This is a genomic window from Butyrivibrio hungatei NK4A153 (assembly GCF_000424465.1).
GTDB classification, from domain to species: Bacteria; Bacillota; Clostridia; order Lachnospirales; family Lachnospiraceae; genus Butyrivibrio; species Butyrivibrio hungatei_A.
Genome location: NZ_KE384197.1, coordinates 130,881 through 155,986 on the forward strand (window position 1 = coordinate 130,881; position 25,106 = coordinate 155,986).

Here is a 25,106-nt window from a genome sequence, read left to right on the forward strand (position 1 = left end):
CCAAACAAAAAAGCAGTCGTTAAACTGCTCTTTTGTTTGTTATTTATTTTTTTATTTATTTCTTCATCCTAATAAGCCAGATTGCTCCGCCGCCGACTGACAATGTTGCGATTGCAGCAATTGCAAATACAAAATATGACATGCTGTTTGCAGGGCTTGGTACATTTCCGGGCTTCGGTCCGGGCTCGGGATCCAAAGCAGTCTTATTATCATCAATTACTTCCTGCTTGGTTGTTACGAGTATTCCGCCAATTGCCATTGTTTCCTTATTACCAGCAAGGTCCTCGGCAATAACCGTGATTTCCTGTACCTTATCGGCTTCCTTAAGTGTAAGACTTCTTACTCCGCCTTTTTCCTCAAGCTCTTCTCCTGTGCAAGAATCAATTTCTTCTCCGTTATTGCAGATAGAAAGCTTTGATACGCCCATGTTATCTGTTACGTTGACGTTGAAGTCGAGTGATTCCTGTTTGTATACTCCGCCTTGTTCAATTCCTGCGGCAACAATTCCGGGTGCGGTCATATCAATTGCAAATGATACTTCTGCATCTCTTGATTTGTTATCCTGTACGTTTGTAGCTTTATCTTTACTGTAAACGGTTAATGCATAAACACCGTCTTCATTGAAGTTGTTCTTGGAAATTGTGTATGTATATGTCTTCCAAGATGTTTCATTTCCCTGCTGCTTAACTGAGAAATCTTTTCCCTTTCTGAGGTCCTTGATATCTCCGTCGCGGCTTATTGAAACGTTCTTCTGTGTGAGCTCGTCGATGTTGATCTCTGTGATCGTGATATCCTTGGGCTCATTTATGTAGTACTTCTCGTTGAACTTCTTTGCAACGTCACCGATTACGAATACCGAACCGTGACGGTTAACTGAGAACACAAGCTTGTCCTTGGTCTCGTTTCCTGCCTTGTCGCGAACTGTTGCTTCGAGTACATACAGATCATCCATCTTCTTATCATGTGAGAAGTCGCTGTATGAAACTGAGAAGCCGTTCTCAATAGGCTTAATTGCACATTCCACGTTTACTCCGCCGTTGTTTGCGCCCTTAAGAGCAACCTTGGATGCATCTATATCAATATACTTGTCTCCATAAACTACCGAAGGTGCTACCACACCGTTGTTTGCTGAGTAGTTCTCAACTCCCGAGAATGTTACTTCAGGTGCTGTCTTGTCGATAATGAATACATCAGATGTGAATTCTTTTGATGTATTACCTGCAAGGTCTGTGCACTTGATCGTGTAGCCGTATGTTCCATCCTCACTGAATGAGATGTGTGAAACGTTGTTGAAGTTGTTTGAAGCAAATCCTGAAAGTCCGGGCACTGATGAAACATCAGGAATAGACTGAGGTGTAACTTCAACGAGCTTGTCTGCAAAAGACATTTCCTTAATGTCTACGTTTGCAACTCTTGTGTCCTTGTAGAACTTCTCGTTTCCAACAGCTATTTTGTTGTATGTAACATTTATTTCAGGTGATGTGCGGTCAATTACAAATTCTTTTTCATAAACATTCTTTGACTCATTTCCCGCTCTGTCCTTGCAAAGGAAATTGAAGCTGTAGAATCCGTCTTCCGCAAACTTAATTGTACGTGTGTATGTGTTAAGGCCTGTGTTTGCCCATCCGTCTACTTCTGCACCGCCAACTTTCTGGTCGATATCAAGTGTTTCTCCCTCGTTGTAGAAAGAGAAGTCTGTAACTGTGAGAGTAGCTGTTCTGGGCTTGTTGTAGTACTTGTCATTCTGAGGATCGTTCTCATCAAATGTAAGTGTTACCTCAGGTACTGTAGTATCTACACCAAACTTGTTTCCTTCTGCGCTTTCGTGGTTCTCGGACATATCATAAGCTTCAACCGAAATCTGATACATTCCGTCGCCGTCAGTTGTAAATGTGATCTGATGGCTCTCATCTCCAAGGTCTCCGCTCCAGTCATTAAGAGGTGCATGACCTACTTCTGCGCCTGAAACATCAAGCTTTTTGATATATACAAAAGACTTAGTCTCATCAAGCCACTTCTCATCTACCTTAACGGTTACCTGCACGTTCTGTGCATAGTACTTGTTTCCGTCTGCCGAAGGAGCTTCTTTATCATAAGAAATCTCAATCTTGGGAGCTGTTGTATCAACAACCATCTCATTACTGAGCGCTGTATTTTCCTGATCGAGTGTATCCTTAGCATATGTCTCGATCTTGTATGTTCCGTCGCCTTCAAGTCTGAAATCGTAAACAGCCTTATGCTTTCCGTCGCTCTCTTTTTCATTGTAAGAAGGAATAGCATACTTGAAGTTGTCTCCGGAACCTTCTGTAAACTTGATAGAATCAATATCAAGATCCATATCTTCGATTGTTACCGTACCGCGACCATTGCCGCCAAAATACATTCTGTTCTCGTCCTGTGCAACCATTCCGTCAACGTCGTAAACGATGGTAGGTGCAGACTTATCGATAACGAATGAACCTGTTCCGCCTTCAACGTGATCTGCCACGTTTCCTGCATAGTCTCTGATACTTACTACTTCTACATCGTATTTGCACTCTGATAATCCGCCATATGAACGAACTCTTTCCTCAAATACGTAATATTCTTTATCACTCTTGCCGCTTGCATCGTTAATTGTCTTTTCTCTTCTCTGGCCGTTTACGTTGTAAACAATACCGTAGAATCCGCTGGTTTTCTTATCTTTTGTCTCGCCGTCGCAGTTCTTTGGAACCTTGATAAGGACATTTATGTCTTTGTTTGAAGCAAACCATCCGAATCTGTCATACAGACGAAGGAATCTCTCAAAAGGAGTGAGCTTCTCTTCTTCACCGTCTACTATAATTTCTGCAGAAGGTGCTGTGTTATCGATTCTTACTGTCTTCTTTGCAATTGTCTTTGCCTCTTTGTCTCCGTAGAAAAGACATTTTACTTCATATTCTTTTTCGCCTTCTTTTACAGGAAGCGGAATATTGGCTCTGAATGTATATCTTCCGCCGTAGTTGTTTCTTGAAATATCAAACTTTGCTGTTACATCGGAAACAGTGATCTCCTGAACCTCACGGTTGGATATACCTGTTACTTCAAGCATAAAGTTTGATTCATTATTTGCTGCAAGTGAATACCAGTCTTCCGTCTTTGTATTTACTCTGAAATTCTTCTCTTCATCTGAAGCATAGTAGCAGATAAGAGGAATATCTCCCACTCCGCTCTCTGAATTGTTTCCAAGTTTATCTTTAGCGATTACCTTTACGATCTTGTAATTTCCGTAATTTGAAGGAGACCATGAATATGAACCGTCATCTCCTGACATTTCACGCTGTGTGCCATATGAATCTACAGCATAAACCTTATCAACGCCCGATCCCTCGTCAGTAACTTTTACTGTGAAAGCAGGCTTTGACTTGTCTGAACCTGCTACAACAGCTTCTCCGTTGCTTCCTGTGTAATCCGCATCTCCCTTTGCTCCGGGCTCTGAGATTGCAGGAGCGTCTTTATCTGTCACATCAACTTTACCTGTGAACTTGAACTTATTCTCGCCGTCCTTCAGGTCTTCCAATTTGCATGTGATGGTATGTTCCTTTGCATCTACAGTGAACTCGTCACCTGAAACAAAATACAATTCATAAAAACTTGCAATAGAATAGCTGAAAACAACCTCTGCAGAATCTTCTTCTCCGTCAACATTAAAAGAATAGTATCTGCCTATGTCATTCTTATCCTCAGCAGAAATCTTCAATCCGCTATTGCCTTTGTTCTGTATATCGAAACTTATTGTAACCTTTTTATCTTTTTTCTTAACAGGCTTTTTGTCTGTATCTTCCTTCTTTTCAGTCTCTTCAGGTGTGGTCTCCTGCTTGTTCTCAAGTACGTCGTCTACGTTCTTTACAGGTTCTACCACATCCGGTGTGCTTTCATCAGACTTAGAGCTATCTTCATTCTTATCACTTTTCTTGTCACTCTCGTCCGACTCTTTGCTCTTATCAGTCTTGGAGTCAGTTGTCTCTGTGGTTTTCTTGTCTTCTGAAGCCTTAGTCTCTGAAGCTTTCTCTTCTTTAGACTTATCTTCTTTTGCCTTTTCTTCCTTAGATTTGTCCTCTTTGGCTTTTTCCTCTTTGGAGTTATCTTCTTTGGCTTTTTCTTCAGCAGCTTTCTCTTCTTTAGCCTTATCTTCCTTGGCTTTTTCTTCAGCAGCTTTCTCTTCCTTAGCCTTATCTTCCTTGCTTGTTTCCTCTGAAGCCTTTTCCTCAGACTTCTTCTCTTCAGTAGCCTTCTCCTCCACTGCCTTCTCCTGAGCAGTTACTTCCTCAGCAGAAGCCGTGATTGTGGCATAGTTTCCGAACAAAAGAATCGGTATCAACATTACCGGAAGCATTCTTTTCGCCATAGACCTTAATTTGACCTTCTTCATACTTTCCTCCAAGCTATCCCAGACTTTTCTCATGCTTTTTCCCAAGCATTTGTAATCAAGCTGTTAATGAATTGTTATTGAATGTTAATTCAGCTTCGCTAATATTACATCTTTTTTTTGATAATAGCAATAGATTTTCTGCTAAAAATATCGAAAATCGCATTAAATTTTTCAATTAAAAAAAGTGGCCTTTTTAGCCACTTTTTAAGCATGTGTTTTTTCGGATAAATTAATCAGATATTCTATTTATTCCCGCTTAAAAACTCCTTAATTTTTATCGCAACATTTACAGGAATCCCCGGAACTTCAGCAATTTCCTCAGCTGAAGCATTTCTTATGTCTTCTATGGACTTAAAATGCTTCATCAGCGCCTTCCTTCTCGACGGACCAATTCCCGGGATGTCATCAAGCGAGCTTTTAACCTGCGCTTTACTACGTAGTGACCTGTGATACTCGATAGCAAATCTATGCGCCTCATCCTGTATCCTTGTGATAAGTTTGAAGCCCTCCGATCTTGTATCTATCGGAAGCTCGACATTGTTATAATAAAGCCCTCTGGTTCTGTGATTGTCATCCTTCACCATTCCGCACACAGGGATGTTGATTCCAAGTTCATCGAGAACTTTCAGACAGATATTGACCTGTCCTCTTCCTCCGTCCATCAATATCAGGTCGGGAAACTTGGTAAAACTTCCGTATCTTGCGTCAATCTCCCTTACTTCAAGGTCTTTCTTTTCTTCGATTCCATGAAGAAGCCTTCTTGTCAGCACTTCGTGCATGCACGCATAGTCATCGGGCCCTGAAACCGACTGGATCCTAAACTTCCTGTAGTCGCTCTTCTTGGGCTTTCCCTTTTCGTAAACCACCATGGAACCTACATTGGCAAAGCCGCTTATATTGGAAATATCATATGCCTCCATTCGGCTGATATCCTTAAGTCCAAGGAGCTTTTCTATCTCTTTTACAGCGCCGATGGTTCTACCCTCTTCGCGTTTTATCCTCTCTTTATCTTTGGACAAAATAAGCCTTGCGTTCTGAGCCGCAAGTTCCATGAGTTTTTCTTTTTGTCCTCTTTCGGGAACGGTTATGTAGACTCTGCTGCTTTTCCTCTCGCTGAGCCATTCCTGAATTATCTCCATATCCTCTATTGCCTCGGGAAGCACCAATTCTCTGGGAATAAAAGGTGTTCCGGCATAGAACTGCTTAACGAAATTGAGAAGGATTTCTTTTTCCGGATTTTCTGACACGTGAGTCATATAGAAGTGTTCTCTTCCGATCAGTCTTCCGTCCCTTACGAAAAAGACCTGTACCACTGCATCGTTCTCGTCTGAAGCTATAGCGATTATGTCTTTGTCTTCCATTGACGAGTCTGTCATTTTTTGTTTCTGGGCAACGACTCTGACACTCGAAAGAAGATCTCTGTATTTCGCAGCGGATTCAAAATCAAGTTCTTCCGAAGCATCATTCATCTTCTGCTCAAGCTCTTTTATAATAAGCCCGTAGTTTCCGTTTAAAAATTCAAGCGCCTTGTCAACGCGCTCTCTGTACTCTTCCTTGGTAATATCGCCTGTACAGGGACCGCTGCACTGCTTCATGTGGTAATTAAGGCACGGTCTGTCCAGCCCTATGTCCCTTGGAAGAACCCTGTTACATGTCCTAAGGCCATAGAGTTTGTTTATAAGATCGATCGTATCCTTAACAGCCGCAGCACTCGTAAACGGGCCGAAGTATCTCGATCTGTCTTTTTTCATCAATCTGGAAAAAAGAACTCTCGGATAATCCTCCGAGACTGTCACTTTAATATAGGGATATGTCTTGTCATCTTTTAGAAGGGTATTATACCTGGGACAATGCTCTTTGATGAGATTATTCTCAAGAACGAGGGCTTCGAGCTCAGAATCCGTCACGATATACTCAAAGCGGGCAATCTGCTCAACCATTCTGTCTATTTGCGGTCCTCTTCCGATATTTGCTCGAAAATAAGACCTGACACGGTTGTGCAAGTTAACCGCTTTCCCAACGTACATTATGGCGTCGTTTGAATCACGCATAATGTATACGCCGGGTTTATTGGGAAGTTTCTTTAATTCTTCTTTGACGTCAAAATCACTCATCGCCTCTGTTAACTATTTCTCTTTCAACAACAAATTCTGAATCTTTTATTGCGTTTAATACTGTTGTTGCGTATTCTTCGCTACTCTCAAGCACCGTTGTACCTTCTCTCTGCATGGTACCTGTAGGCGCAAGGACAACTGTTCCGTCTTCATCGGAAATCTCCATCGCAGCAACTCTCGCAAGGCCTTCCGATGTATTCCATGAAAGCTTGGCCTTATTGTTGCTTCCGTAGACATCTGCATGGACGCTTCCGGCTTCCGCTGATTTCCTTAAGTTCTCTATTCTTTTTCTGGCCTCGGTTCCCGTAAGCACGGCTATATAATGCCTTATATCAAGCTTAATCCACATTACTATGGCAAGCACAAGCATTATAAGCGCCACGCCGGCGGATATGAGCGCCATAAGGTTGTATAATTCTATATCGTTCATCTTTTATCCATTCTTCTTTTTGCCTGCGGCGGTTTCAAGCGCATCCTTTGCAAGCGCTAAATTTCTCTGGTCTTCGCTGACAAGTTCTCTGGTTCTGTCTGTAAGCTCGTAGTTGCTGACAATATAATCAATGCTTCTGAGTAAGAGGGTTATCTCATCATTAATTTCCTCATATGTTACTCCGTCTTTCAAAAACTTATCCGCATTGTTATATACCTGGCTTGCTATCTCCTTATAGATGATAAGCGCCGTTGTTTCGTTATCAACAGCTGCGATATCGCCGTCTGCTATCGCTACAAGGTCACCCCAGAACTCTTTGTAACTAACCACTTTATCGCCGTTCTTAGTTGAATTACCTATCACGTTGTAATAACCGGCAATCTTTCCGAGACGCTTCGCTCTTTCCTGCTGCGCAGTTGATAGCTTATTGTTTTCTGCAGCAATCTCAAGCCACTTGATTGCCATCTGCTTATTGCCTTCTTCCTTATAACAATAATAATATGCTATTCCAAGCTTGTAAGCTATCTCCGCATAAGCATCTTTATTCTTCGCAAGAGCTTCTTCAACGGTTCCCTCTTTTGTGGGAGTAATGAGTATAGACCTTAACTGCTTATCTTCTTCCTCAGAGAAGTTATCATCGATAAGGAAGAAGTTATCCAAAAGATCTATATACGCATCCTTATTTTCAGGCTGCATCGCTATGGCCTTCGCATACATCTCAACGGATGTAAGGTTATCTGCAGCACCTTTTGCTTCTGTTATGTAATGCGTGTAATTCTCTTTCTGTATCGTATTGGCCTTAACCTTGAATGACACCGCAGATGAAAGGAATACGACGAAAAGTGCTACTACTGCGGCAAAAAGCGCAATACTGATCTTTGCTGTCTTCTTGTATCCTCTGTCGAGCTCCTTGTAATTCTGGAGATCGTACATAACCTCCGCACAGGAGTTATATCTGTCATCAGGATTATTCTGAACACATTTCGCGATAATATACTCAAGTCCGGGTGAAAGCTGCGGATTCCAGTATCTTATAGGATACAGCTCAAACGGAGGCTCTCCGGGATTGTGTCCCGTTACAAGATGATACATTGTCGTTCCCAGACAATAGATATCCGTCCTTGCATCAGTCTGTCCCATTCCGCCGAACTGTTCGGGAGCTGCATATCCTCTTGTTCCTAGGTATGATGTATCTCCCGTATTGGCTTCCTTATATTCTCTCGCTGTTCCGAAATCAATAAGTGTAATTGTTCCGTTTGGACGGAGCATGATATTTCCGGGCTTTAAATCTCTATATATGATAGGCGGCTTTCTGGTGTGAAGGTATCCAAGCACATCACACAGCTGTATGCCCCACTCAATTACATATTCCTGCGGCTGAGGTCCAAGGAGCCTAAGCGCTTTCTCCAAGGTGTTTCCTTCAATGTAATCCATTACGATGAGGAATCTTCCGTCCTCGTCTATGACATCCACTATACTGGGAAGATAGGGATGTGAGAGCTCTTTTAACAGATCGGTCTCTGTAATTAGGCTCTGACGCACAACGCGGTAGTTGGTAACTGCGTCTTTTCTGACCTCTTTAATTGCCCACTGCTTGTTCGCACGCTCATTCATAGCCAGGTAAACGGTACTCATACCACCCTGACCAATAATATTCAGTACTTTATACTTGCCGCCGACAATGCTTCCAATTTCTAACATATGTTTCCCTTAATCTATGGCAATATGGATTGCGGAAATGTTATCTGTCTCGCCTCTTTCCTTCAAAAGATCAACCATATTGTCCAGTTCCTTCTTCATTTCTTCCTCAGATAAAGCTCTGCTCTTCGTGAATTTACTAATTATTTCTCCTTCGGAAAGTTTCCTCCAGAATCCATCCGAGCACATAAGTATCGATGTACCGGGGTTAACCCTGCCTCGTACGAACTGAGGCACAACTATATCCGACGCACCTACGCACTGCAAAAGAATACTCTTCTGCGGGCTCTTCTCTGCCTCTTCCTCAGTCATAAGGCCCTTGTCCATCATATCCTGCACTACACTCTGATCATGTGTCAAAAGAGTCATCTTATTTGATTCAACGCTGTAAACTCTTGAGTCTCCGACATTCATGATAAGATAGTCACCGGCAACTTCTATAAATGCAACTATTGTGGTTCCGAGTCTGCATCTGTTCTCATCGCCGTATCTTAATATATTGATGTTGATATCTCTTACAAGCGACATCCAGTGGCGCTCAACTTCTGTCATTATATCCGGCTTCTCCACCGTATCAAGGCGCTCTGTCGAGTTTTCTCTCGTAAGTGCCCTCGGAAGGTCCGTAACAAACCAATGTGCAAAGCCTTCGATTGCTGTCGCACTTGCAACTTCTCCGTGGGAAAGTCCACCCATTCCGTCACACAAAACTCCCATCACTATCCTTCCGTATGCGGAAGTACTGGCAACCTTCACCATCGTGGCGTCCTGATTGACCTGTTTGACAATTCCTTTATCTGTACTTATACAAATCTTATAATTCATTCCTGATCTACCTTATGTTCTCTGTGTCTGTATTACCGCGAAAAATCGCCATTTCGTAATCACAGCACTGACTACAGCGCATTAACATTATAATATACCGATGATAATACGACAATCCGTTAATGCAAAAACCCCCGCCATCTGCATTTTTGCCGTTATACAGGCGCAAAACCAAAAAGCGGGGGGAATTATTATTTACTTATTGTCAAAATTATCCGGAACGTGTGAAAATCTTCCGCCTGAAGCATTCTCTTCGGATGCTGTTACGCTCTTTTCCTCAGTCTTTTCTTCAGTTGCAGGTGCAATCTGCTCCTCTGTTTCCTTGGGAGCTTCAGCCTTCTCTGCTTCTTTTGAAGCCTCGGAATCATTGTCTTTTTTCTTGTTTTCCCTCAAAGGAATATTCTCGCCGATCTTGGCAGATTCAGGTCTTACAGCGTAGATACGCTTTTTCTTTGACTCCTCTGCCTCTTCCTCTGTGGGTTCAGGGATGCCTTCAACTTCCCTGTATATCTTCATGAATTCTTTTCCTGTTATTGTCTCTTTCTCAATAAGGAACTCAGCTATCTTGTCGATCGTATTAAGGTGCTCGCTGAGGATCTTCTTGGACTTCTCATAACATTCTGCAAGAAGTGCCTTAACTTCCTCATCAATAAGTGTTGCAGTCTCATCACTGCACTGAAGGACTCTGTTTCCGTCAAGATATCTGTTCTGGATGGATTCAAGCTGCATAAGTCCGAATCTGTCACTCATACCGTAAAGTGTGATCATATTCCTTGCAGTAGCAGTTGCATCCTCGATATCCTGCATGGCACCTGTTGTTACAGTATTAAATATAAGCTCCTCAGCCGCACGTCCGCCGAGCGAAACAATGAGCTGCTCCATGAGTTCATCTTTTGTTCTTAAATGGTTCTCATCCTCAGGAAGACGGAGAACATATCCAAGTGAGCCCTTTGTTCTGGGAACTATGGTAATCTTCTGTACAGGCTCTGTATTTGAAAGAATAGCGCTCACAAGAGCATGACCAACTTCATGGTAGCTTACAAGCTTACGCTCTTCTTTGCTGAGGATTGAATCCTTCTTCTCTTTTCCTGCGATAACCTGTTCAAAAGCTTCCATAAGGTCTTTCTGGCATACAAATTCTCTTCCTGCCTTAACCGCATTGATGGCAGCCTCATTGATCATGTTGGCAAGATCGGATCCTACCGCTCCGCCCGTTGCAAGAGCAAGTTCCTTAAGATCAACGGTCTCATCCATCTTAACGTCCTTGGAATGAACCTTAAGGATTTCTTCTCTTCCCTTAAGATCGGGTTTATCAACGATGATTCTTCTGTCGAAACGACCGGGTCTTAAAAGAGCTTTATCAAGGATCTCGGGTCTGTTTGTTGCTCCGAGGATAAGTACACCCTTTGATGAATCGAATCCGTCCATCTCAGAAAGGAGCTGGTTAAGTGTCTGCTCTCTCTCTTCATTTCCGCCGCCGTACTTATTGTCACGGCTTCTTCCGATGGCATCGATCTCATCTATGAAAATGATACAAGGCGCATTTTTGCTTGCCTCGCTGAAAAGATCTCTTACACGGCTTGCACCGACACCGACATAGAGCTCGATGAAGTCTGAACCTGCAAGTGAGTAAAAAGGAACGTGTGCCTCGCCCGCAACTGCCTTGGCAAGAAGTGTTTTACCTGTTCCGGGAGGTCCCACAAGAAGTGCTCCCTTTGGAAGCTTAGCTCCAATCTTGGCGTACTTTGACGGATTATGAAGGAAATCAACGACTTCCACAAGTGACTCTTTTGCCTCATCCTCACCTGCAACATCCTTAAACGTCACGCCGGTTTCTTTCTGAACGTAGACCTTGGCATTGCTCTTACCTACACCGAGAGGGCCGCCGCCTCTTCCCATTCTTCTGAAGATCACTGAAAGAATGAGCCAGAATATAAGTACAGGTGCAACATACTGAAGAATGAACGAAACGATAAGTCCCGCATTATCGGGAACTTCGCTGCTGACTTCAACTCCCGCATCAAGCATTCTCTTTGTAAGGTCGCTGTCATCTTCCGCTTTACCTGTAAAGTAAGTAATCTGGTCCACACCTGCCCAATATGCATATCTAAGGCTGTTCTGATCCTTGTTTTCCTCTTCCTTGGGATAAATGTTTATCCTGTCGTACTCGATAACTATTTTCTCAACTTTTCCCTCATTGACCATGCTGATAAACTCAGTGTAAGATATCTCTTTGTTGGTCTCTGAAGAAAATGCTCTGAGAAAATATGTCATGCAGACCATTGTAATAAGTGCTGCAACAAGTAACAAAATAATATTTTGTCTTCTTGGTGAATTGGATCCACCGCCCCCCATGGGGTTGTTATTTCTCTGATTTTGATTGTTATCCATTCTATTTATTCCTTATATCTATATGCTATACTATTGTAGTAATAATGTTTCAGTCGACACTATTTTCTGAAAAGTCGACAGCATGTGGGCTTTTGCCCTCACATTTAACCATTATATAGTGTACAATTTATTATTTCAATTGTTGATTCTGAAAGTTTTATTAAATTATTTCCACTTATGTATAGATTTTACTCCGGCGAAATTATATAATAATAACTTGTTTTGTTATTAAAATTTTTATCTCGTCAAAAGATCAGGAGGAATATTTAAAATGGCAGTAAAGTATATTTTTGTGACAGGTGGTGTCGTATCCGGACTAGGTAAGGGAATCACCGCTGCTTCACTCGGAAGATTGTTGAAGGCACGCGGCTACAAGGTTACAATGCAGAAATTTGACCCTTACATCAACATCGACCCCGGAACAATGAACCCCGTTCAGCACGGTGAAGTTTTCGTTACCGAAGACGGTACTGAAACTGACCTTGACCTTGGTCACTATGAAAGATTTATTGACGAGAATCTTGATAAAAATTCCAACGTTACAACCGGTAAGATTTACTGGTCCGTTCTTCAGAAAGAGCGCCGCGGAGATTACGGCGGACGCACAGTACAGGTTATCCCTCATATCACAAATGAGATCAAGAGTAAGTTCTACAGGAACTTCACAGATGATGAGACACATATCGCGATCATTGAGGTCGGCGGAACAGTCGGAGACATCGAAAGCCAGCCTTTCCTTGAAGCGATCAGACAGTTCCAGCATGAAGTAGGTCACGAGAATGCTATGCTCATCCTTGTTTCTCTCATTCCTTATCTTCGTGTTTCTCAGGAGATCAAGACAAAACCTACTCAGTCAGCTGTTAAGACTATGCAGGGAATGGGTCTTCAGCCCGACGTTATCGTATGTCGTTCTGAGGTTTCACTCGATCAGGATACCAAGGACAAGATCGCACTCTTCTGTAACGTACCCAGCAATCACGTTCTTCAGAACCTTGATCTTGAGTATCTCTATGAAGCTCCGCTTGCAATGGAAAAAGAGCATCTGGCTCACGTTGCATGTGAGTGCCTCGGCCTTAATTGTCCCGAGCCCGATCTCACAGACTGGAAGGCAATGGTTGATACTCTTTACTCACTCAGCCACGAAGTTAAGATCGCACTTGTCGGAAAGTATACTCAGCTCCACGACGCATATATCAGTGTTGTTGAAGCTCTTAAGCACGGCGGTATCTCTAATCAGACAGCCGTTGATATTAAATGGGTAGATTCTGAAGAGGTTACAGAAGACAATGTTGCTTCTATTCTCTCAGATGTTGACGGTATCATTGTTCCCGGTGGTTTCGGCGACCGTGGTATCGAAGGTATGATCCACTCTATCAAATATGCCCGCGAGAACAACGTTCCTTTCCTTGGTCTCTGCCTTGGAATGCAGCTTGCTATCATTGAGTTTGCAAGAGATGTTATCGGATACAACGATGCTCACTCAATCGAGTTTGATCCTAACACAACTCATCCGATGATCGCTCTTCTTCCCGATCAGAACGGCGTAGAGGATATCGGCGGAACACTTCGTCTCGGTTCATATCCTTGCGTACTTGATAAGGATTCAATGGCTTACAGACTCTTTGGTTCAGAGAACATTACAGAGCGTCACCGTCACAGATACGAAGTAAACAACGATTACAGAAGTGTTCTTGTAAGTAACGGAATGAAGCTTTGCGGATTGTCACCTGACGGACGTATTGTTGAGATGATCGAGCTTCCTGAAAACGATTTCCACATCGCTACACAGGCTCATCCCGAACTTAAGTCTCGTCCCAACAGGCCTCATCCTCTTTTCTCAGGCTTCATAAAGGCTTCCCTTGAGCACGAGAAAAAGAACAGCTAAGAATTAAAAGTAAAAATATTGAGCTATGGTTATGAATGATAAATCACTTCATAAACCATAGCTCTTTTTATATCATGCTATATTACAAAAGGCGCCGAGATATTCTCTCAACGCCTTTTATCATAAGTCCAAGACTTAATTTTAAATTAAAGCTGAGGGCCTGCAGCAACAAGTGCCTTGCCGTCTGCGTTTCCTTCGTACTTCTTGAAGTTCTTGTTGAATCTCTGTGCAAGATCCTTAGCCTTTGCTTCCCACTCAGAAGCATCAGCGTATGTATCTCTGGGATCAAGGATTGCAGGATCAACTCCAGGAAGTGATGTAGGAACTTCGAAATCGAAGATCGGGATCTTCTTTGTCTCAGCCTTGTTTACATCACCGTTAAGGATTGCATCGATGATTCCACGAGTATCCTTAATAGAGATTCTCTTACCTGTTCCGTTCCATCCTGTGTTTACGAGATAAGCCTTAGCTCCGCTCTTCTGCATCTTCTTAACGAGCTCCTGAGCGTACTTTGTAGGATGAAGCTCAAGGAATGCCTGTCCGAAGCAAGCTGAGAATGTAGGTGTAGGCTCTGTGATTCCTCTCTCTGTTCCTGCAAGCTTAGCTGTGAAACCTGAAAGGAAGTAGTACTGAGTCTGCTCAGGTGTAAGGATTGATACAGGAGGAAGTACTCCGAAAGCGTCAGCTGAAAGGAAGATAACGTTCTTCGCATCAGGACCTGCAGAGATCTTGTTAACCTTCTGTACGATGTTGTCGATGTGGTTGATAGGATAAGATACACGAGTATTCTCTGTTACGCTCTTATCTTCGAAATCGATCTTTCCGTCTGCTGCAACTGTAACGTTCTCAAGAAGAGCATCTCTCTTGATAGCGTTGTAGATATCAGGCTCAGACTCTTTATCAAGGCCGATAACCTTAGCGTAGCAACCACCTTCGAAGTTGAATACACCGTTGTCATCCCAGCCGTGCTCGTCATCACCGATGAGGAGTCTCTTAGGATCTGTTGAAAGTGTTGTCTTACCTGTTCCAGAAAGACCAAAGAAGATTGCTGTGTTCTTTCCGTCCATATCTGTGTTAGCTGAGCAGTGCATAGAAGCCATGCCCTTAAGAGGAAGGTAGTAGTTCATCATTGAGAACATACCCTTCTTCATCTCTCCGCCGTACCATGTGTTGATGATAACCTGCTCACGGCTTGTGATATTGAATGCTACACATGTCTCAGAGTTAAGTCCAAGTGCCTTGTAATCCTCAACCTTTGCAAGTGAAGCGTTGTATACTACGAAATCAGGCTTGAAATCTGCAAGCTCTGCATCTGTAGGCTGAATGAACATGTTCTTAATGAAGTGAGCCTGCCAAGCAACCTCAACGATGAAACGAACTGCCATACGAGAATCTTTGTTTGCTCCGCAGAATGCGTCAACAACGAAAAGTCTCTTGTTGCAAAGCTCGTTCTTTGCAATCTCCTTAACCTTTGCCCATGTCTCTTCTGTCATAGGATGGTTATCGTTAGGATACTCCTCTGTTGTCCACCATACAGTGTCCTTAGAATTCTCATCCATAACGATATATTTATCTTTAGGTGAACGTCCTGTGTAGATACCTGTCATAACGTTGACAGCACCAAGTTCTGTGTCCTGTCCTTTCTCATAACCTGTAAGTTCAGGCTTTAACTCTTCTTCATATAAGCACTCATATGAAGGGTTATGAACTATCTCAGTTGTTCCTGTGATACCATACTGACTTAAATTAATCTCTGCCATCTGATTTGACCTCTCTTCTTTTATTTTTGATCTTATGTAATAAATTGTACTCTCTTTTCAATCATCTTTTGAAAAGAAAACAAATTATGACCGATACTTCTTTTATACTACAAAGTCTATCTTTTAACAAGAATTTAGCACAAAAAAAACAAATTCGACTGAAAAATGCTATGGCTTACTTCTCGTTGTTTTCCAAAAGAGCTTGATATATCTCGCGTTTTCCGACTCCTCGGTCCGCAGCAACTTTTTTCATGGCATCTTTATGAGAAAATCCCTCATCTTCATAATATTTCATATGATCTTCGATGCTCATTTCTTTCCAGCTCTGCCTTTTTTCTTCTTCCTGTTCCTCAAGGCTTTTCCCTTCAAGAACAAGCACGTATTCACCTCTGGGTTCATTCTCTTTGTAAAAAGCAATTACCTGTGCAAGTGTCGTTACGTTAACTTCTTCAAACTTTTTTGTAAGCTCTCTGCATATGCTCACTCTTCTGTCTCCGAGAGTTTCATAAAGGTCATCAAGAACCGCCCTGAGGTGATGAGGCGCTTCGTACAATATGATCGTCCTGCTCTCGGTTTTCAGATCTTCGAGAATTCTTTTTCTTGCTTTTTTATCATCCGATGCGGGTAAAAAACCTTCAAAACAAAATCTTCTCGTACTCAGCCCCGAAAGTGTAAGTGCAGTTATACATGCAGCCGGTCCCGGAAGAGAAGTTACGGGCACTCCGGCCTTATGACACTCAGCCACAAGAACTTCACCCGGATCTGATATCGCGGGCGTTCCCGCATCTGTTATAAGAGCAACATCTTTTCCCTGCTGCATCTGCTCAATAAGATACTGCGCCTTGTCATATTTATTGTATTCGTGATAGCTTGTCATTTCAGTGTGGATATCGAAGTGATTAAGAAGCTTAATGCTGTTTCGCGTATCCTCTGCCGCAATGAGATCTACCTGCTTAAGTGTGTCCAAAACCCTGAAGGTCATATCGTCGAGATTTCCTATGGGTGTCGCACACAGATATAGTGTTCCGCTCATCCGTATTTCCTTTTTGATGCTTTTTATCAATATCCGTAGATGTCGAATATTTCCTTTGTGTATTTGCCCTGTTCTTCGTAGATTATGAGAGGACTCTCAACTTTTATCCTTGATTTTCCTCCCCTTACTCCTTCAATGAGAACCATGCCGGGCTCTTTGTCGATAAAAGGATGAACCATCCTCATTCTCTTTGGCTCCAGCTTATATTCATGCATTGTGACCATTATCTCCGCAAGTCGGAACGGTCTGTGTACCATGTAGAACTTTCCGCCGGGCTTAAGGCATTTTGCCGCCGCTGCCACTACATCTTTTAACTTACACAGAACTTCGTGTCTTGCAATCGCTTTCGGCCCGTCCGGATTCTGCAGTCCGTGCCCGCCGATCATGTAAGGCGGATTACTTGTCACAACATCAAAAGAAGCAGCTCCGAATATCTGACCTGCCTCTTTAATATCGCCTTGAATTATTTTCACCCGATCTCGGAGGTCGTTTAGTTCAACGCTTCTTCCCGCCATCTCAGCGCTTTCAGGTTGAATCTCCAATCCTATAAGTTCACTTGCCTTGGTCTTGGCTGCCATCAATATCGGTATTATTCCGGTTCCGGTTCCAAGGTCAAGCACTCTGCCATTTTCCGGTGCATCCGCAAATCCCGACAATAATACCGCATCCATTCCAAAACAAAATTTTTCGGGATCTTGTATTATCCTATAGCCGTTCCTTTGAAGATCATCCAGTCTTTCTCCGGGTTTAAGATTAATTGTCCCCAAGTTTTGACTTTCCTTCCTGTTTCTCTATGCGTTCAAGCTTCTCAAGCTCTTTGACATCCTCATCATCACGGTGATTGTCTTTTGTATTATTCTTTTTCTTCTGTCTCTTCTTGGTGTACTCGATCTCATCAAGCTTATAATCGTGTACTTCCTTCTCGTCGTCAACATCGACAAGGAGCTTTATCGTCTGGCGAAGGATATTAACGCTCGCAACTTCACCCTCGTATCCGTCCTTCGTCTTGCAGAAGTCACCGACTCCTGGCATCATGCGGTTAAGCTCTTCGTATACATCCTCTTCGTTTTTAAGACAGCACATAAGTCTTCCGCAAACTCCGGAAATCTTGGTCGGATTAAGGGAAAGGCTCTGCTCTTTGGCCATCTTGATCGAAACGGGCACGAAATCGGAAAGGTAAGTGTGGCAACAAAGTGTTCTTCCACAAATACCGTAACCACCGATAATCTTGGTCTCGTCTCTTACGCCGATCTGCCTGAGCTCAATCCTTGTCTTAAATACAGCCGCGAGATCTTTTACCAGCTCTCTGAAATCTATTCTGCCGTCCGCAGTAAAGTAAAAGAGAATCTTGTTATTATCAAAGGTATATTCAGCGTCTATAAGCTTCATCTCAAGATTGTGCTTCTTGATCTTCTCAAGACAGATCTTGAATGCCTCTTTCTCTTTTTCCCTGTTGGCCTTCTCCTGCTCGTCGTCTTTGGTACTTGCTGTTCGAAGCACCGATTTGAGTGGCTTGACAACCTCGCTGTCTTCCACCTCTCTGGGCTCTCCAACTACTGTTCCGTACTCAACTCCACGGGCTGTCTCTACGATTACGTGATCGCCTTTTTTGATCACATACTTTCCCGGTGAAAAGAAATATATCTTTCCGGCTGTTCTGAATCTAACGCCGATTACTCTTGTCATAAATGTACCCCTTAATTGCAATGAGCATAAGCTCAAGTACAAGATCTATATTAACATTGGAGTTTATGCGATTTCTCGCTTGATCCATTGTTTTTATTATTTCGTTCAGTTTTTCATATGAAATGTTAACTGTAACACTTCTAATATACGACAACTTATCAGTGAAAATCAAGTGATCGGGATTCTCAGTCGCCTTGTAGACAAGCATATCCCTAAACAAAAAAACGAGAATATCCATAAAGTCTTCAAAGTTCTTTGAGTCGATTCCTTTTTTCGCTGTCTTGGCGTCTTCTTCCAAAGGCGCAAGCAGAGTATGCAGCCTGTCCATGATATCGTGGATCTCAAGCCGCTCTAACTTAGATATAAGCTCAATCGTGGAATCTTTGAGGTTTTCAAAACGCTCATTTGACGCAAGTTCCAGCGCTTTTCCGACATTTCCCCTCGCAAAAGACGCACAAAGCATCGCCTTATAATCCACCACCTGACACTCTTCCATAAGATATTTCTTGATAGAATCGTCCTGAGCAGGCTTCATTGGCAGTACTATGCATCTGCTTATGATTGTCTGCAGAAAAGCATTGATATTGCTTGTAAGAATTATTATGACTATATATGACGGCGGCTCTTCAAGCGTCTTAAGAAGCGCATTCTGTGCTGCCGGTGTCATCTTTTCGCCTTCCGGGATGATGTACACTTTATGCTTACTCTCATATGGCTTTATGACAACATCATCGCGTAGTTTCTGTCTGATGTCGTCAACACCTATACTTCCCGGCTTCTCATGAGTTATCGTTATTATATCGGGATGGCTGTCACTTAGTGCCTTTACACAGGATGGGCATGTGTTGCACGCTTCCGTGTATCCGTCCCGCTCTTCTCTGTTCTCGCACTGGAGTGCCTTGGCAAAAATTCTTGCCACAAATTCTTTTCCCGAGCCGACTTCTCCGGATATTATGTATGCATGAGATATTTTATCCGCCAAAAGAGCATTCTGCATGTGTTCTTTTAGCTGCCCCTGATCGATAATCTCGGAAAAATCCGCCATTTTCACTCCTCTTTAAGTAAATATGTCCAGCAATAACCCCTGTATCTGACCTATTTTTGCAAGTATCCCTATGTTGTCTTTTTCATCTTTAACAAGTTCTTTTGCCAAAGCATCAAGTTCGTCATCAACCTGCCTGATTATTCCGTACACGCGATGGCGTCCCTTTCTGTCCAGAAAGTTCTCACGTGAAAAAGCATGAGACCTTGATACTACTTCATTCATAAAATCTTTAATAAGAATCCTGTAACGCTGCATGTCTTTGATGTCGTTGCGTTTCGCAATTCTCTCGCCCTGTTGAACAATATCCTGCAACATAAGATTAAGCCTCTCCGCAAGCCCTGTATCCTCGAGCTTGGAAGTAAGCATAAACTTAAAATCGCCATTTGCTTCTTTGGGCTGTTCCGGCCCTGTAACCTGAGCTGTCTGACCGATATTGTTTACTTTGATATCCATGCCGCGCACCTCTTAATCCGGTATGCCGACGCACTTACTATAGATTCAATGTTCCGGCACACTTATGCTTCTACATATATTTTATCGTATTTTCTGCGCTATGTATTCAGTAATTTCCTTAATACAGTCGTCAATCTCAGCATTGTTCTCAAAACGTTTTTCTATCTTCGCTTCCGACAGCTTTGTTTCGCTAAAATCTTCTTCATCCGCAAGGAATCTTCTGCACATCTCGTCATATCTGGGATTTTCCTGCTCATCCTCGCGATGCATTGCGCGCTCAAGCCTTGTTCTTGCGCTTGTGTCTATATAAACAGGCACCACATTTTCTTTTCCAAAATAATCTCTTATGTAGCAATAGGACTCAAGTGTACCGATTATCAGATAGTCGCCGTCACTTAAGTCGATCTGTCCGTCATCAGCCGTAAAATATCTCCAAATGCCACATTTGGTGTTGTATGCGCGCTCTTCGATTATCTTGTTATCTGCCTTAAGCTGCTTATACTCTTCTTCATTCTTGAAAAGATACTGAACACCGTCTGTTTCGCCCTCACGCATGGGTCTTGTAGTGTAAGAGACAACTTTTTTAAGTCCCAAATCTTTTTCTCTCATGAGTTCACGATAGATAGTGTCTTTTCCAGACGAGCTTTTCCCCATTAAAAGAAATATTTTTCCCATCAGAGCTCCTCAACACGTATCATATTGGTTCTTCCGGGTATTCCGAGAGGTACACCCGCTGTAAGTACTACTTTATCGCCTTCCTTGAGAAGTCCTGCGTTCTTTGCAGAATTGATTGCTTCTTTAAAGAGTTCGTCCGTTGTATCTTCCTGTCTGATGTGAAGAGGTGTTACTCCCCACATGAGGTTAGTCTGTCTGCAAACCGTAGGCTTAGTTGTGCATGCGATTATCCTGCAGCTTGGCTTATATCTTGATACCATTGCAGCTGTAAATCCAGACATTGATACAGTAAGGATTGCGTCTGCACCGACTTCAGTCGCGATATTACATGTCGCATGTGAAATAGCTGTTGTAGAATCGGAAGGAGCGTAATCTCTCTTTTTAAGTCTTCCGACGTAGTCAATATCCTGCTCGGTGCGCTCTGCGATTCTAGCCATTGTCTTTACCGCTTCTACAGGATAATCTCCCGAAGCAGTCTCGCCAGAAAGCATGATTGCTGTTGTTCCGTCATATATAGCATTCGCAACGTCTGTTACTTCTGCTCTTGTCGGTCTTGGATGATGGATCATGGAATCAAGCATCTGTGTTGCTGTGATAACATATTTACCCTTTGATTCCGCTAGCTTTATCATCTCTTTTTGGATAACCGGAACATCTTCAAAAGGAACTTCTACACCCATGTCTCCTCTTGCAACCATGATTCCGTCCGCTGTATCAATAATTTCCTCAAGGTTATTAATACCCTGTGTACTTTCAATCTTTGCAATTATCTTCATGCAGCTGTTCTTTGCATCAAGGATTTTCCTGACATCAAGAACGTCCTCTTTTGTTCTGACAAAAGAAGCTGCAACAAAATCAAATCCCTGGTCACATCCAAACTCGATATCACCTCTGTCCTGCTCACTAAGATATGGCATTGTAAGCTTTGCTCCGGGAACATTTACGCCCTTCTTATCGGATATAGGTCCGCCGTTTACTACGGTACAGATGATATCTTCTTTTGTTACTTCATCAACCTTAAGCTCAATAAGTCCGTCATCAAGAAGGATTGTCATTCCCTCTTTGCAATCGGATGTAAGCTCTTTATATGTAATTGAAACTTCGTCCTTAGTTCCGGCAACTTCCCTTGAAGTCAGAGTGAACTTCTGGCCTGCAACAAGCTCCTCTTTGCCATTGGCAAAATCTTTGAGTCTTATCTCAGGTCCCTTTGTATCAAGCATAACTGCTATAGGAAGATTGAGTTCTTCACGAAGTTTCTTTATTCTGTCATATTTTCTCTTGTGCTCTTCATGTGATCCGTGAGAAAAATTAAAACGTGCAACGTTCATACCCGCAAGCATTATCTCACGTAACTTATCCTCATTCTCACTTGCCGGTCCGATTGTACAGATTATCTTGGTTCTGCGCATGTAATTCCTTTCTTGCTATAAAAAATAGTTCGCCATTTGTATATTACTTTATTGTTCTTACGTAAAAGCCCGTCCCACTGGGCTCCGAAATCACGCCTTGAACATTTAAGTCTTCTTCAATATATCCGCAAATATCCTGAATAAGTTCCTCTGAAAACTCTTCTCCCGGCACAATAAGCGGAATTCCGGGCGGATAAAGATTTATAAAATCTCCGGCCACTTTTCCTTTTGCCTCTTTAAGCAAAGTTTCATCAGTAGGTCTATCCCATGCTTCGCTCAATTTCATTATAACATTGGGATATTCTGTAAATCCTTTTTTGCAAATAGGATCATTTACAGATGTTCCGGTATTTATCTTAGTTTTCTGGATTTTTTCATCTAGTTCCGAGACTGCTTCTATAAGCCTGTCGATACCTTCAGTCGTATCCCATCCTGACAAAATGGCAAGCGCAATTTTATCTCCCGCCATCTCAAGTTGAAGATTATATTCCTCCCGAAGTATACCATATATCTGCTTTCCTGTCATTGTCCCGCTACTATCACAGATCACAACTTTGGCAGGATCGTCTATCATCTCACGTCCCGGTATTACAATGTTCTTAAGCGATCTTGTCTTGTAGGATATTCTGTTTCTGTAGTCTAAAAGAGCTTCTATATAGCGATCTCCGTTTTCTTCCATCTCCTGCATACAAAGATCTATTGAAGCCATCAAAACATATGACGGGCTGCTTGTCTGATATATTCTCAGATACTTCTTAACTTTATCAGAAAGCTCCTCATTCTCAGAAATATGTACAAGCGAAGTCTGCGTCATTGACGGAAGAGTTTTGTGGACACTGTGGATAACTATGTCCGCTCCAAGATTAATTGTGTTTTTAGGAACGGAATCATACTCTCCGTCTTTATCATATTTTTTTCCGAATCCAAAATGCGCACCGTGGGCAGAATCCACTATTAGTGGGATTCCTCGCTTATGACACGCATGTGCTATCCCTTTTATGTCCGAGCATCTGCCTTCATATGTGGGCGATGTAATAAACACCGCTTCAACCTTTTCATCAAGAAAGTTTTCCACATCCTCTTGTGTATAAGTTCCCGGAATTTTAAGTTCGTCATCGGATTTATCGGGAAGATATTTGATATCAAGCTCTCTTAGAAATGCCGCATGATAAAAAGATTTATGACTTCCCCTTGCGGCAAGAATTGTTCCACCCTTCTTTACAGCCGCTGAAACCGCCGCAAGCACGCCTGCCGTACTTCCATTCACACAAAAGTACGTCCTATACGCGCCATATAGCCTGTTTGCGCGTTCTTCAGCCTTAAGGATAATTCCCTCTTCATCATGAAGATTATCAAAGTCATCAATTTCTGTAATATCACAACGAAAAGCACCCTTTAACGGGGTGCTCTCAATGTTTCTTTTATGTCCGGGCATGTGAAACGGATACTGCCCGCTCTCTGAAAGCTCAATGAGCTTATTGTAAAGATTCTGCATAGTCGATTGCGATTATTCCCTTCTTCAACTTGAGCGTCTCAAGTGTAGAAGCATATTTGTCCGCAACACAAACTATCCATGCCTCTCTGCATCTGGGCGGATTAATTGTAAGCGGCCACATATGCTTTTTTATTATATCTTTCTCTCTCTTTGAGAGATTATAGTCCTTTACTGCATTCTTAAGTGCTATACCCGGATGATAGAATCCATGTAACTTGGGGTGAATATTTCCCGGAGCACTTCCATCATGCCAATCATACAAGAAATAATCATGTAAAAGAGCTCCTCTGACAAGAGATCTAAGGTCTGCTCCCGTATTAAATCTTGCATCAAACTTAAGTGCGCAAAGCGCTACATGAATACAATGCTGATAAACAGTCACATCACCGTGCTGTATAAATTTTGTCAATTGCAAATACCTCTGATCACCTAAAAGCTCACTACCATATTTTTTAAGTAAAGAAAGAATCATAGGGTCATTCTCTAATTGATCTAATATATTTGGATCAAAGTTCTCTTCGTTATATTCCTTTATATCGAGAACAGTCTTAATTGCTATCTTATCGTTTTCGTTAAGCTTAAACATGTAACTCCTTGATGAAAAATACTTCTATAACTGTAATACTTTATATATAACTCGTAAAATAATATTATTTATCTTAGCACAAAAAGAAGAAAAAAAAATAAAATCTAATGAAATACGTAAAAAAACTCAGTAAACAATATTGTCAACTGAGTCAAGATAAAGCATATTCGATTAATAAAAAAAGATGCCTAGAGTCGGAATCGAACCAACGACACGAGGATTTTCAGTCCTCTGCTCTACCAACTGAGCTATCTAGGCATGTAGTAGCGGGGACAGGATTTGAACCTATGACCTTCGGGTTATGAGCCCGACGAGCTTCCAGACTGCTCCACCCCGCGTCATTATAAAAATCCGTACCTCGTACGAATCGTATTGAATTGGGATTCACACTAAACTCGATAATACCTCATTAAGTGTTCACCCATGGCTCGCACTAAACTCGTACACTCGTTAAGTGCTCTGCACAAATGGATGGCGGTGGATTCGAACCACCGAAGCAATTTGCAGCAGATTTACAGTCTGTCCCCTTTGGCCACTCGGGAAGCCATCCATATAGAGCCGATGAGCGGACTCGAACCGTTAACCTGCTGATTACAAATCAGCTGCTCTGCCAATTGAGCCACATCGGCTTACACACACGAATTGTGTAAGAAGAAAAATGGGACCTACAGGGCTCGAACCTGTGACCCTCTGCTTGTAAGGCAGATGCTCTCCCAGCTGAGCTAAGATCCCGTTCTCTTTATTCAAACAATATTTAGTTTGAGCGACCCGAAGGGGGTTCGAACCCCTGACCTCCGCCGTGACAGGGCGGCGCTCTAACCAGCTGAGCCACCGGGCCATATTATTTAAGGTTTTGTACCTTCAAAACCGAACACTGAATTATCTCTTCCAGATTTATCTATACACCTATCTTTTTGGATAAGCCCTCGACCTATTAGTACACATCAGCTGAACATGTTACCATGCTTACACCTTGTGCCTATCTGACCTCGTACTCTACAAGGGGTCTTACTGCCAAAGCAGGGATATCTCATCTTGAGGGGGGCTTCACGCTTAGATGCCTTCAGCGTTTATCCCGTCCGGACGTGGCTACCCAGCCTTATGCATCTGGCGATGCAGCTGATACACCAGCGGTCCGTCCATCCCGGTCCTCTCGTACTAAGGACAGCTCCTCTCAGATATCCTACGCCCGCGCCGGATAGGGACCGAACTGTCTCACGACGTTCTGAACCCA

At 42.6% G+C, this 25,106-nt stretch carries 17 protein-coding genes, 6 tRNA genes and 1 rRNA gene; 1 reads left to right on the forward strand and 23 read right to left on the reverse strand.

The window, feature by feature from the left end; all coding sequences use genetic code 11:
• Positions 1-55: 55 nt before the first annotated feature.
• From G628_RS18325 to ftsH, 6 genes are all read right to left on the reverse strand, one after another.
• Complete coding sequence (locus G628_RS18325; RefSeq protein ID WP_027209456.1) at positions 56-4,390, reverse strand: Ig-like domain-containing protein; 4,335 nt, start codon at positions 4,388-4,390, stop codon at positions 56-58.
• A gap of 242 nt (positions 4,391-4,632) precedes the next feature.
• Complete coding sequence (uvrC, locus tag G628_RS0114585) at positions 4,633-6,504, reverse strand: excinuclease ABC subunit UvrC (RefSeq protein WP_027209457.1); 1,872 nt, start codon at positions 6,502-6,504, stop codon at positions 4,633-4,635.
• On the reverse strand, positions 6,497-6,934 hold the full coding sequence (locus G628_RS0114590) for a hypothetical protein (protein ID WP_026656191.1): 438 nt from the start codon (positions 6,932-6,934) through the stop codon (positions 6,497-6,499). Before G628_RS0114590 ends, uvrC begins: the two co-directional genes overlap by 8 nt.
• A 3-nt stretch (positions 6,935-6,937) precedes the next feature.
• Complete coding sequence (locus G628_RS0114595) at positions 6,938-8,635, reverse strand: serine/threonine protein kinase (protein ID WP_026656192.1); 1,698 nt, start codon at positions 8,633-8,635, stop codon at positions 6,938-6,940.
• Between the two features lie 9 nt (positions 8,636-8,644).
• Entirely contained in the window at positions 8,645-9,454 is an 810-nt protein-coding gene (locus G628_RS0114600) for a PP2C family protein-serine/threonine phosphatase (protein WP_026656193.1), read from the reverse strand.
• Positions 9,455-9,649: 195 nt separating this feature from the next.
• Positions 9,650-11,845, reverse strand: coding sequence for an ATP-dependent zinc metalloprotease FtsH (gene ftsH / locus G628_RS0114605; protein ID WP_026656194.1), 2,196 nt, complete (start codon positions 11,843-11,845; stop codon positions 9,650-9,652).
• Between the two features lie 271 nt (positions 11,846-12,116).
• On the opposite strand from ftsH, the gene G628_RS0114610 reads away from it, so the two are divergent.
• Positions 12,117-13,730: a CTP synthase gene (locus tag G628_RS0114610; protein WP_027209458.1), complete on the forward strand. Its 1,614-nt coding sequence runs from the start codon at positions 12,117-12,119 to the stop codon at positions 13,728-13,730.
• A 146-nt stretch (positions 13,731-13,876) separates the two neighbouring features.
• On the opposite strand, the gene pckA is transcribed toward G628_RS0114610, so the two are convergent.
• The 17 genes from pckA to G628_RS0114695 form a co-directional block, all read right to left on the reverse strand.
• Entirely contained in the window at positions 13,877-15,490 is a 1,614-nt protein-coding gene (gene pckA, locus G628_RS0114615; RefSeq protein ID WP_026656196.1) for a phosphoenolpyruvate carboxykinase (ATP), read from the reverse strand.
• A gap of 175 nt (positions 15,491-15,665) precedes the next feature.
• Positions 15,666-16,523, reverse strand: a complete 858-nt coding sequence (gene rsmI / locus G628_RS0114620; protein WP_027209459.1) for a 16S rRNA (cytidine(1402)-2'-O)-methyltransferase — start codon at positions 16,521-16,523, stop codon at positions 15,666-15,668.
• A 26-nt stretch (positions 16,524-16,549) separates the two neighbouring features.
• The gene (locus tag G628_RS0114625; protein ID WP_027209460.1) at positions 16,550-17,290 is read right to left on the reverse strand and encodes a tRNA1(Val) (adenine(37)-N6)-methyltransferase; all 741 of its coding nucleotides are present in this window, start codon (positions 17,288-17,290) and stop codon (positions 16,550-16,552) included.
• Positions 17,277-18,209, reverse strand: a complete 933-nt coding sequence (locus G628_RS0114630; RefSeq protein ID WP_026656201.1) for a PSP1 domain-containing protein — start codon at positions 18,207-18,209, stop codon at positions 17,277-17,279. The genes G628_RS0114625 and G628_RS0114630 overlap by 14 nt, the downstream gene beginning before the upstream one ends.
• Complete coding sequence (locus G628_RS0114635; protein ID WP_026656203.1) at positions 18,187-19,254, reverse strand: ATP-binding protein; 1,068 nt, start codon at positions 19,252-19,254, stop codon at positions 18,187-18,189. The genes G628_RS0114630 and G628_RS0114635 overlap by 23 nt, the downstream gene beginning before the upstream one ends.
• A gap of 12 nt (positions 19,255-19,266) precedes the next feature.
• Complete coding sequence (locus tag G628_RS0114640) at positions 19,267-19,707, reverse strand: YaaR family protein (protein WP_026656205.1); 441 nt, start codon at positions 19,705-19,707, stop codon at positions 19,267-19,269.
• Between the two features lie 81 nt (positions 19,708-19,788).
• The gene (locus G628_RS0114645; RefSeq protein WP_026656207.1) at positions 19,789-20,382 is read right to left on the reverse strand and encodes a guanylate kinase; all 594 of its coding nucleotides are present in this window, start codon (positions 20,380-20,382) and stop codon (positions 19,789-19,791) included.
• The gene (pyk, locus tag G628_RS0114650) at positions 20,382-21,791 is read right to left on the reverse strand and encodes a pyruvate kinase (RefSeq protein WP_026656208.1); all 1,410 of its coding nucleotides are present in this window, start codon (positions 21,789-21,791) and stop codon (positions 20,382-20,384) included. Before pyk ends, G628_RS0114645 begins: the two co-directional genes overlap by 1 nt.
• 43 nt (positions 21,792-21,834) lie before the next feature.
• Positions 21,835-23,286 carry an aminotransferase class I/II-fold pyridoxal phosphate-dependent enzyme gene (locus G628_RS0114655; RefSeq protein WP_027209461.1) on the reverse strand — a complete coding sequence of 484 codons (1,452 nt, stop codon included), beginning with the start codon at positions 23,284-23,286 and terminating at the stop codon, positions 21,835-21,837.
• Positions 23,267-23,872 (reverse strand): HD domain-containing protein, encoded by a 606-nt coding sequence (locus tag G628_RS0114660; RefSeq protein ID WP_026656209.1) that lies wholly within the window; start codon positions 23,870-23,872, stop codon positions 23,267-23,269. Before G628_RS0114660 ends, G628_RS0114655 begins: the two co-directional genes overlap by 20 nt.
• Before the next feature lie 185 nt (positions 23,873-24,057).
• Positions 24,058-24,130, reverse strand: a tRNA-Phe gene (locus G628_RS0114665).
• Positions 24,131-24,136: 6 nt separating this feature from the next.
• A tRNA-Met gene (locus tag G628_RS0114670) sits at positions 24,137-24,210 on the reverse strand.
• Between the two features lie 130 nt (positions 24,211-24,340).
• Positions 24,341-24,422 (reverse strand) — tRNA-Tyr (locus G628_RS0114675).
• Positions 24,423-24,428: 6 nt separating this feature from the next.
• Positions 24,429-24,501, reverse strand: a tRNA-Thr gene (locus tag G628_RS0114680).
• Between the two features lie 30 nt (positions 24,502-24,531).
• Positions 24,532-24,604: transfer RNA gene (locus G628_RS0114685), tRNA-Val, on the reverse strand.
• A 32-nt stretch (positions 24,605-24,636) separates the two neighbouring features.
• Positions 24,637-24,710: transfer RNA gene (locus tag G628_RS0114690), tRNA-Asp, on the reverse strand.
• Between the two features lie 76 nt (positions 24,711-24,786).
• Positions 24,787-25,106 (reverse strand): 23S ribosomal RNA (locus tag G628_RS0114695); the annotation flags it as partial.

Excerpts from the sequence above, each read along its gene's own strand:
- G628_RS0114655 (WP_027209461.1), bottom strand. The coding sequence starts at position 23,286 with ATGCAGAATCTTTACAATAAGCTCATTGAGCTTTCAGAGAGCGGGCAG.
- G628_RS0114610 (WP_027209458.1), top strand. The coding sequence starts at position 12,117 with ATGGCAGTAAAGTATATTTTTGTGACAGGTGGTGTCGTATCCGGACTA.
- G628_RS0114635 (WP_026656203.1), bottom strand. The coding sequence starts at position 19,254 with ATGGCGGATTTTTCCGAGATTATCGATCAGGGGCAGCTAAAAGAACAC.
- pckA (WP_026656196.1), bottom strand. The coding sequence starts at position 15,490 with ATGGCAGAGATTAATTTAAGTCAGTATGGTATCACAGGAACAACTGAG.
- G628_RS0114590 (WP_026656191.1), bottom strand. The coding sequence starts at position 6,934 with ATGAACGATATAGAATTATACAACCTTATGGCGCTCATATCCGCCGGC.
- G628_RS0114640 (WP_026656205.1), bottom strand. The coding sequence starts at position 19,707 with ATGGATATCAAAGTAAACAATATCGGTCAGACAGCTCAGGTTACAGGG.
- uvrC (WP_027209457.1), bottom strand. The coding sequence starts at position 6,504 with ATGAGTGATTTTGACGTCAAAGAAGAATTAAAGAAACTTCCCAATAAA.
- pyk (WP_026656208.1), bottom strand. The coding sequence starts at position 21,791 with ATGCGCAGAACCAAGATAATCTGTACAATCGGACCGGCAAGTGAGAAT.
- rsmI (WP_027209459.1), bottom strand. The coding sequence starts at position 16,523 with ATGAGCGGAACACTATATCTGTGTGCGACACCCATAGGAAATCTCGAC.
- G628_RS18325 (WP_027209456.1), bottom strand. The coding sequence starts at position 4,390 with ATGAAGAAGGTCAAATTAAGGTCTATGGCGAAAAGAATGCTTCCGGTA.
- G628_RS0114600 (WP_026656193.1), bottom strand. The coding sequence starts at position 9,454 with ATGAATTATAAGATTTGTATAAGTACAGATAAAGGAATTGTCAAACAG.
- G628_RS0114595 (WP_026656192.1), bottom strand. The coding sequence starts at position 8,635 with ATGTTAGAAATTGGAAGCATTGTCGGCGGCAAGTATAAAGTACTGAAT.
- G628_RS0114630 (WP_026656201.1), bottom strand. The coding sequence starts at position 18,209 with ATGACAAGAGTAATCGGCGTTAGATTCAGAACAGCCGGAAAGATATAT.
- G628_RS0114645 (WP_026656207.1), bottom strand. The coding sequence starts at position 20,382 with ATGGGAAAAATATTTCTTTTAATGGGGAAAAGCTCGTCTGGAAAAGAC.
- G628_RS0114660 (WP_026656209.1), bottom strand. The coding sequence starts at position 23,872 with ATGTTTAAGCTTAACGAAAACGATAAGATAGCAATTAAGACTGTTCTC.
- ftsH (WP_026656194.1), bottom strand. The coding sequence starts at position 11,845 with ATGGATAACAATCAAAATCAGAGAAATAACAACCCCATGGGGGGCGGT.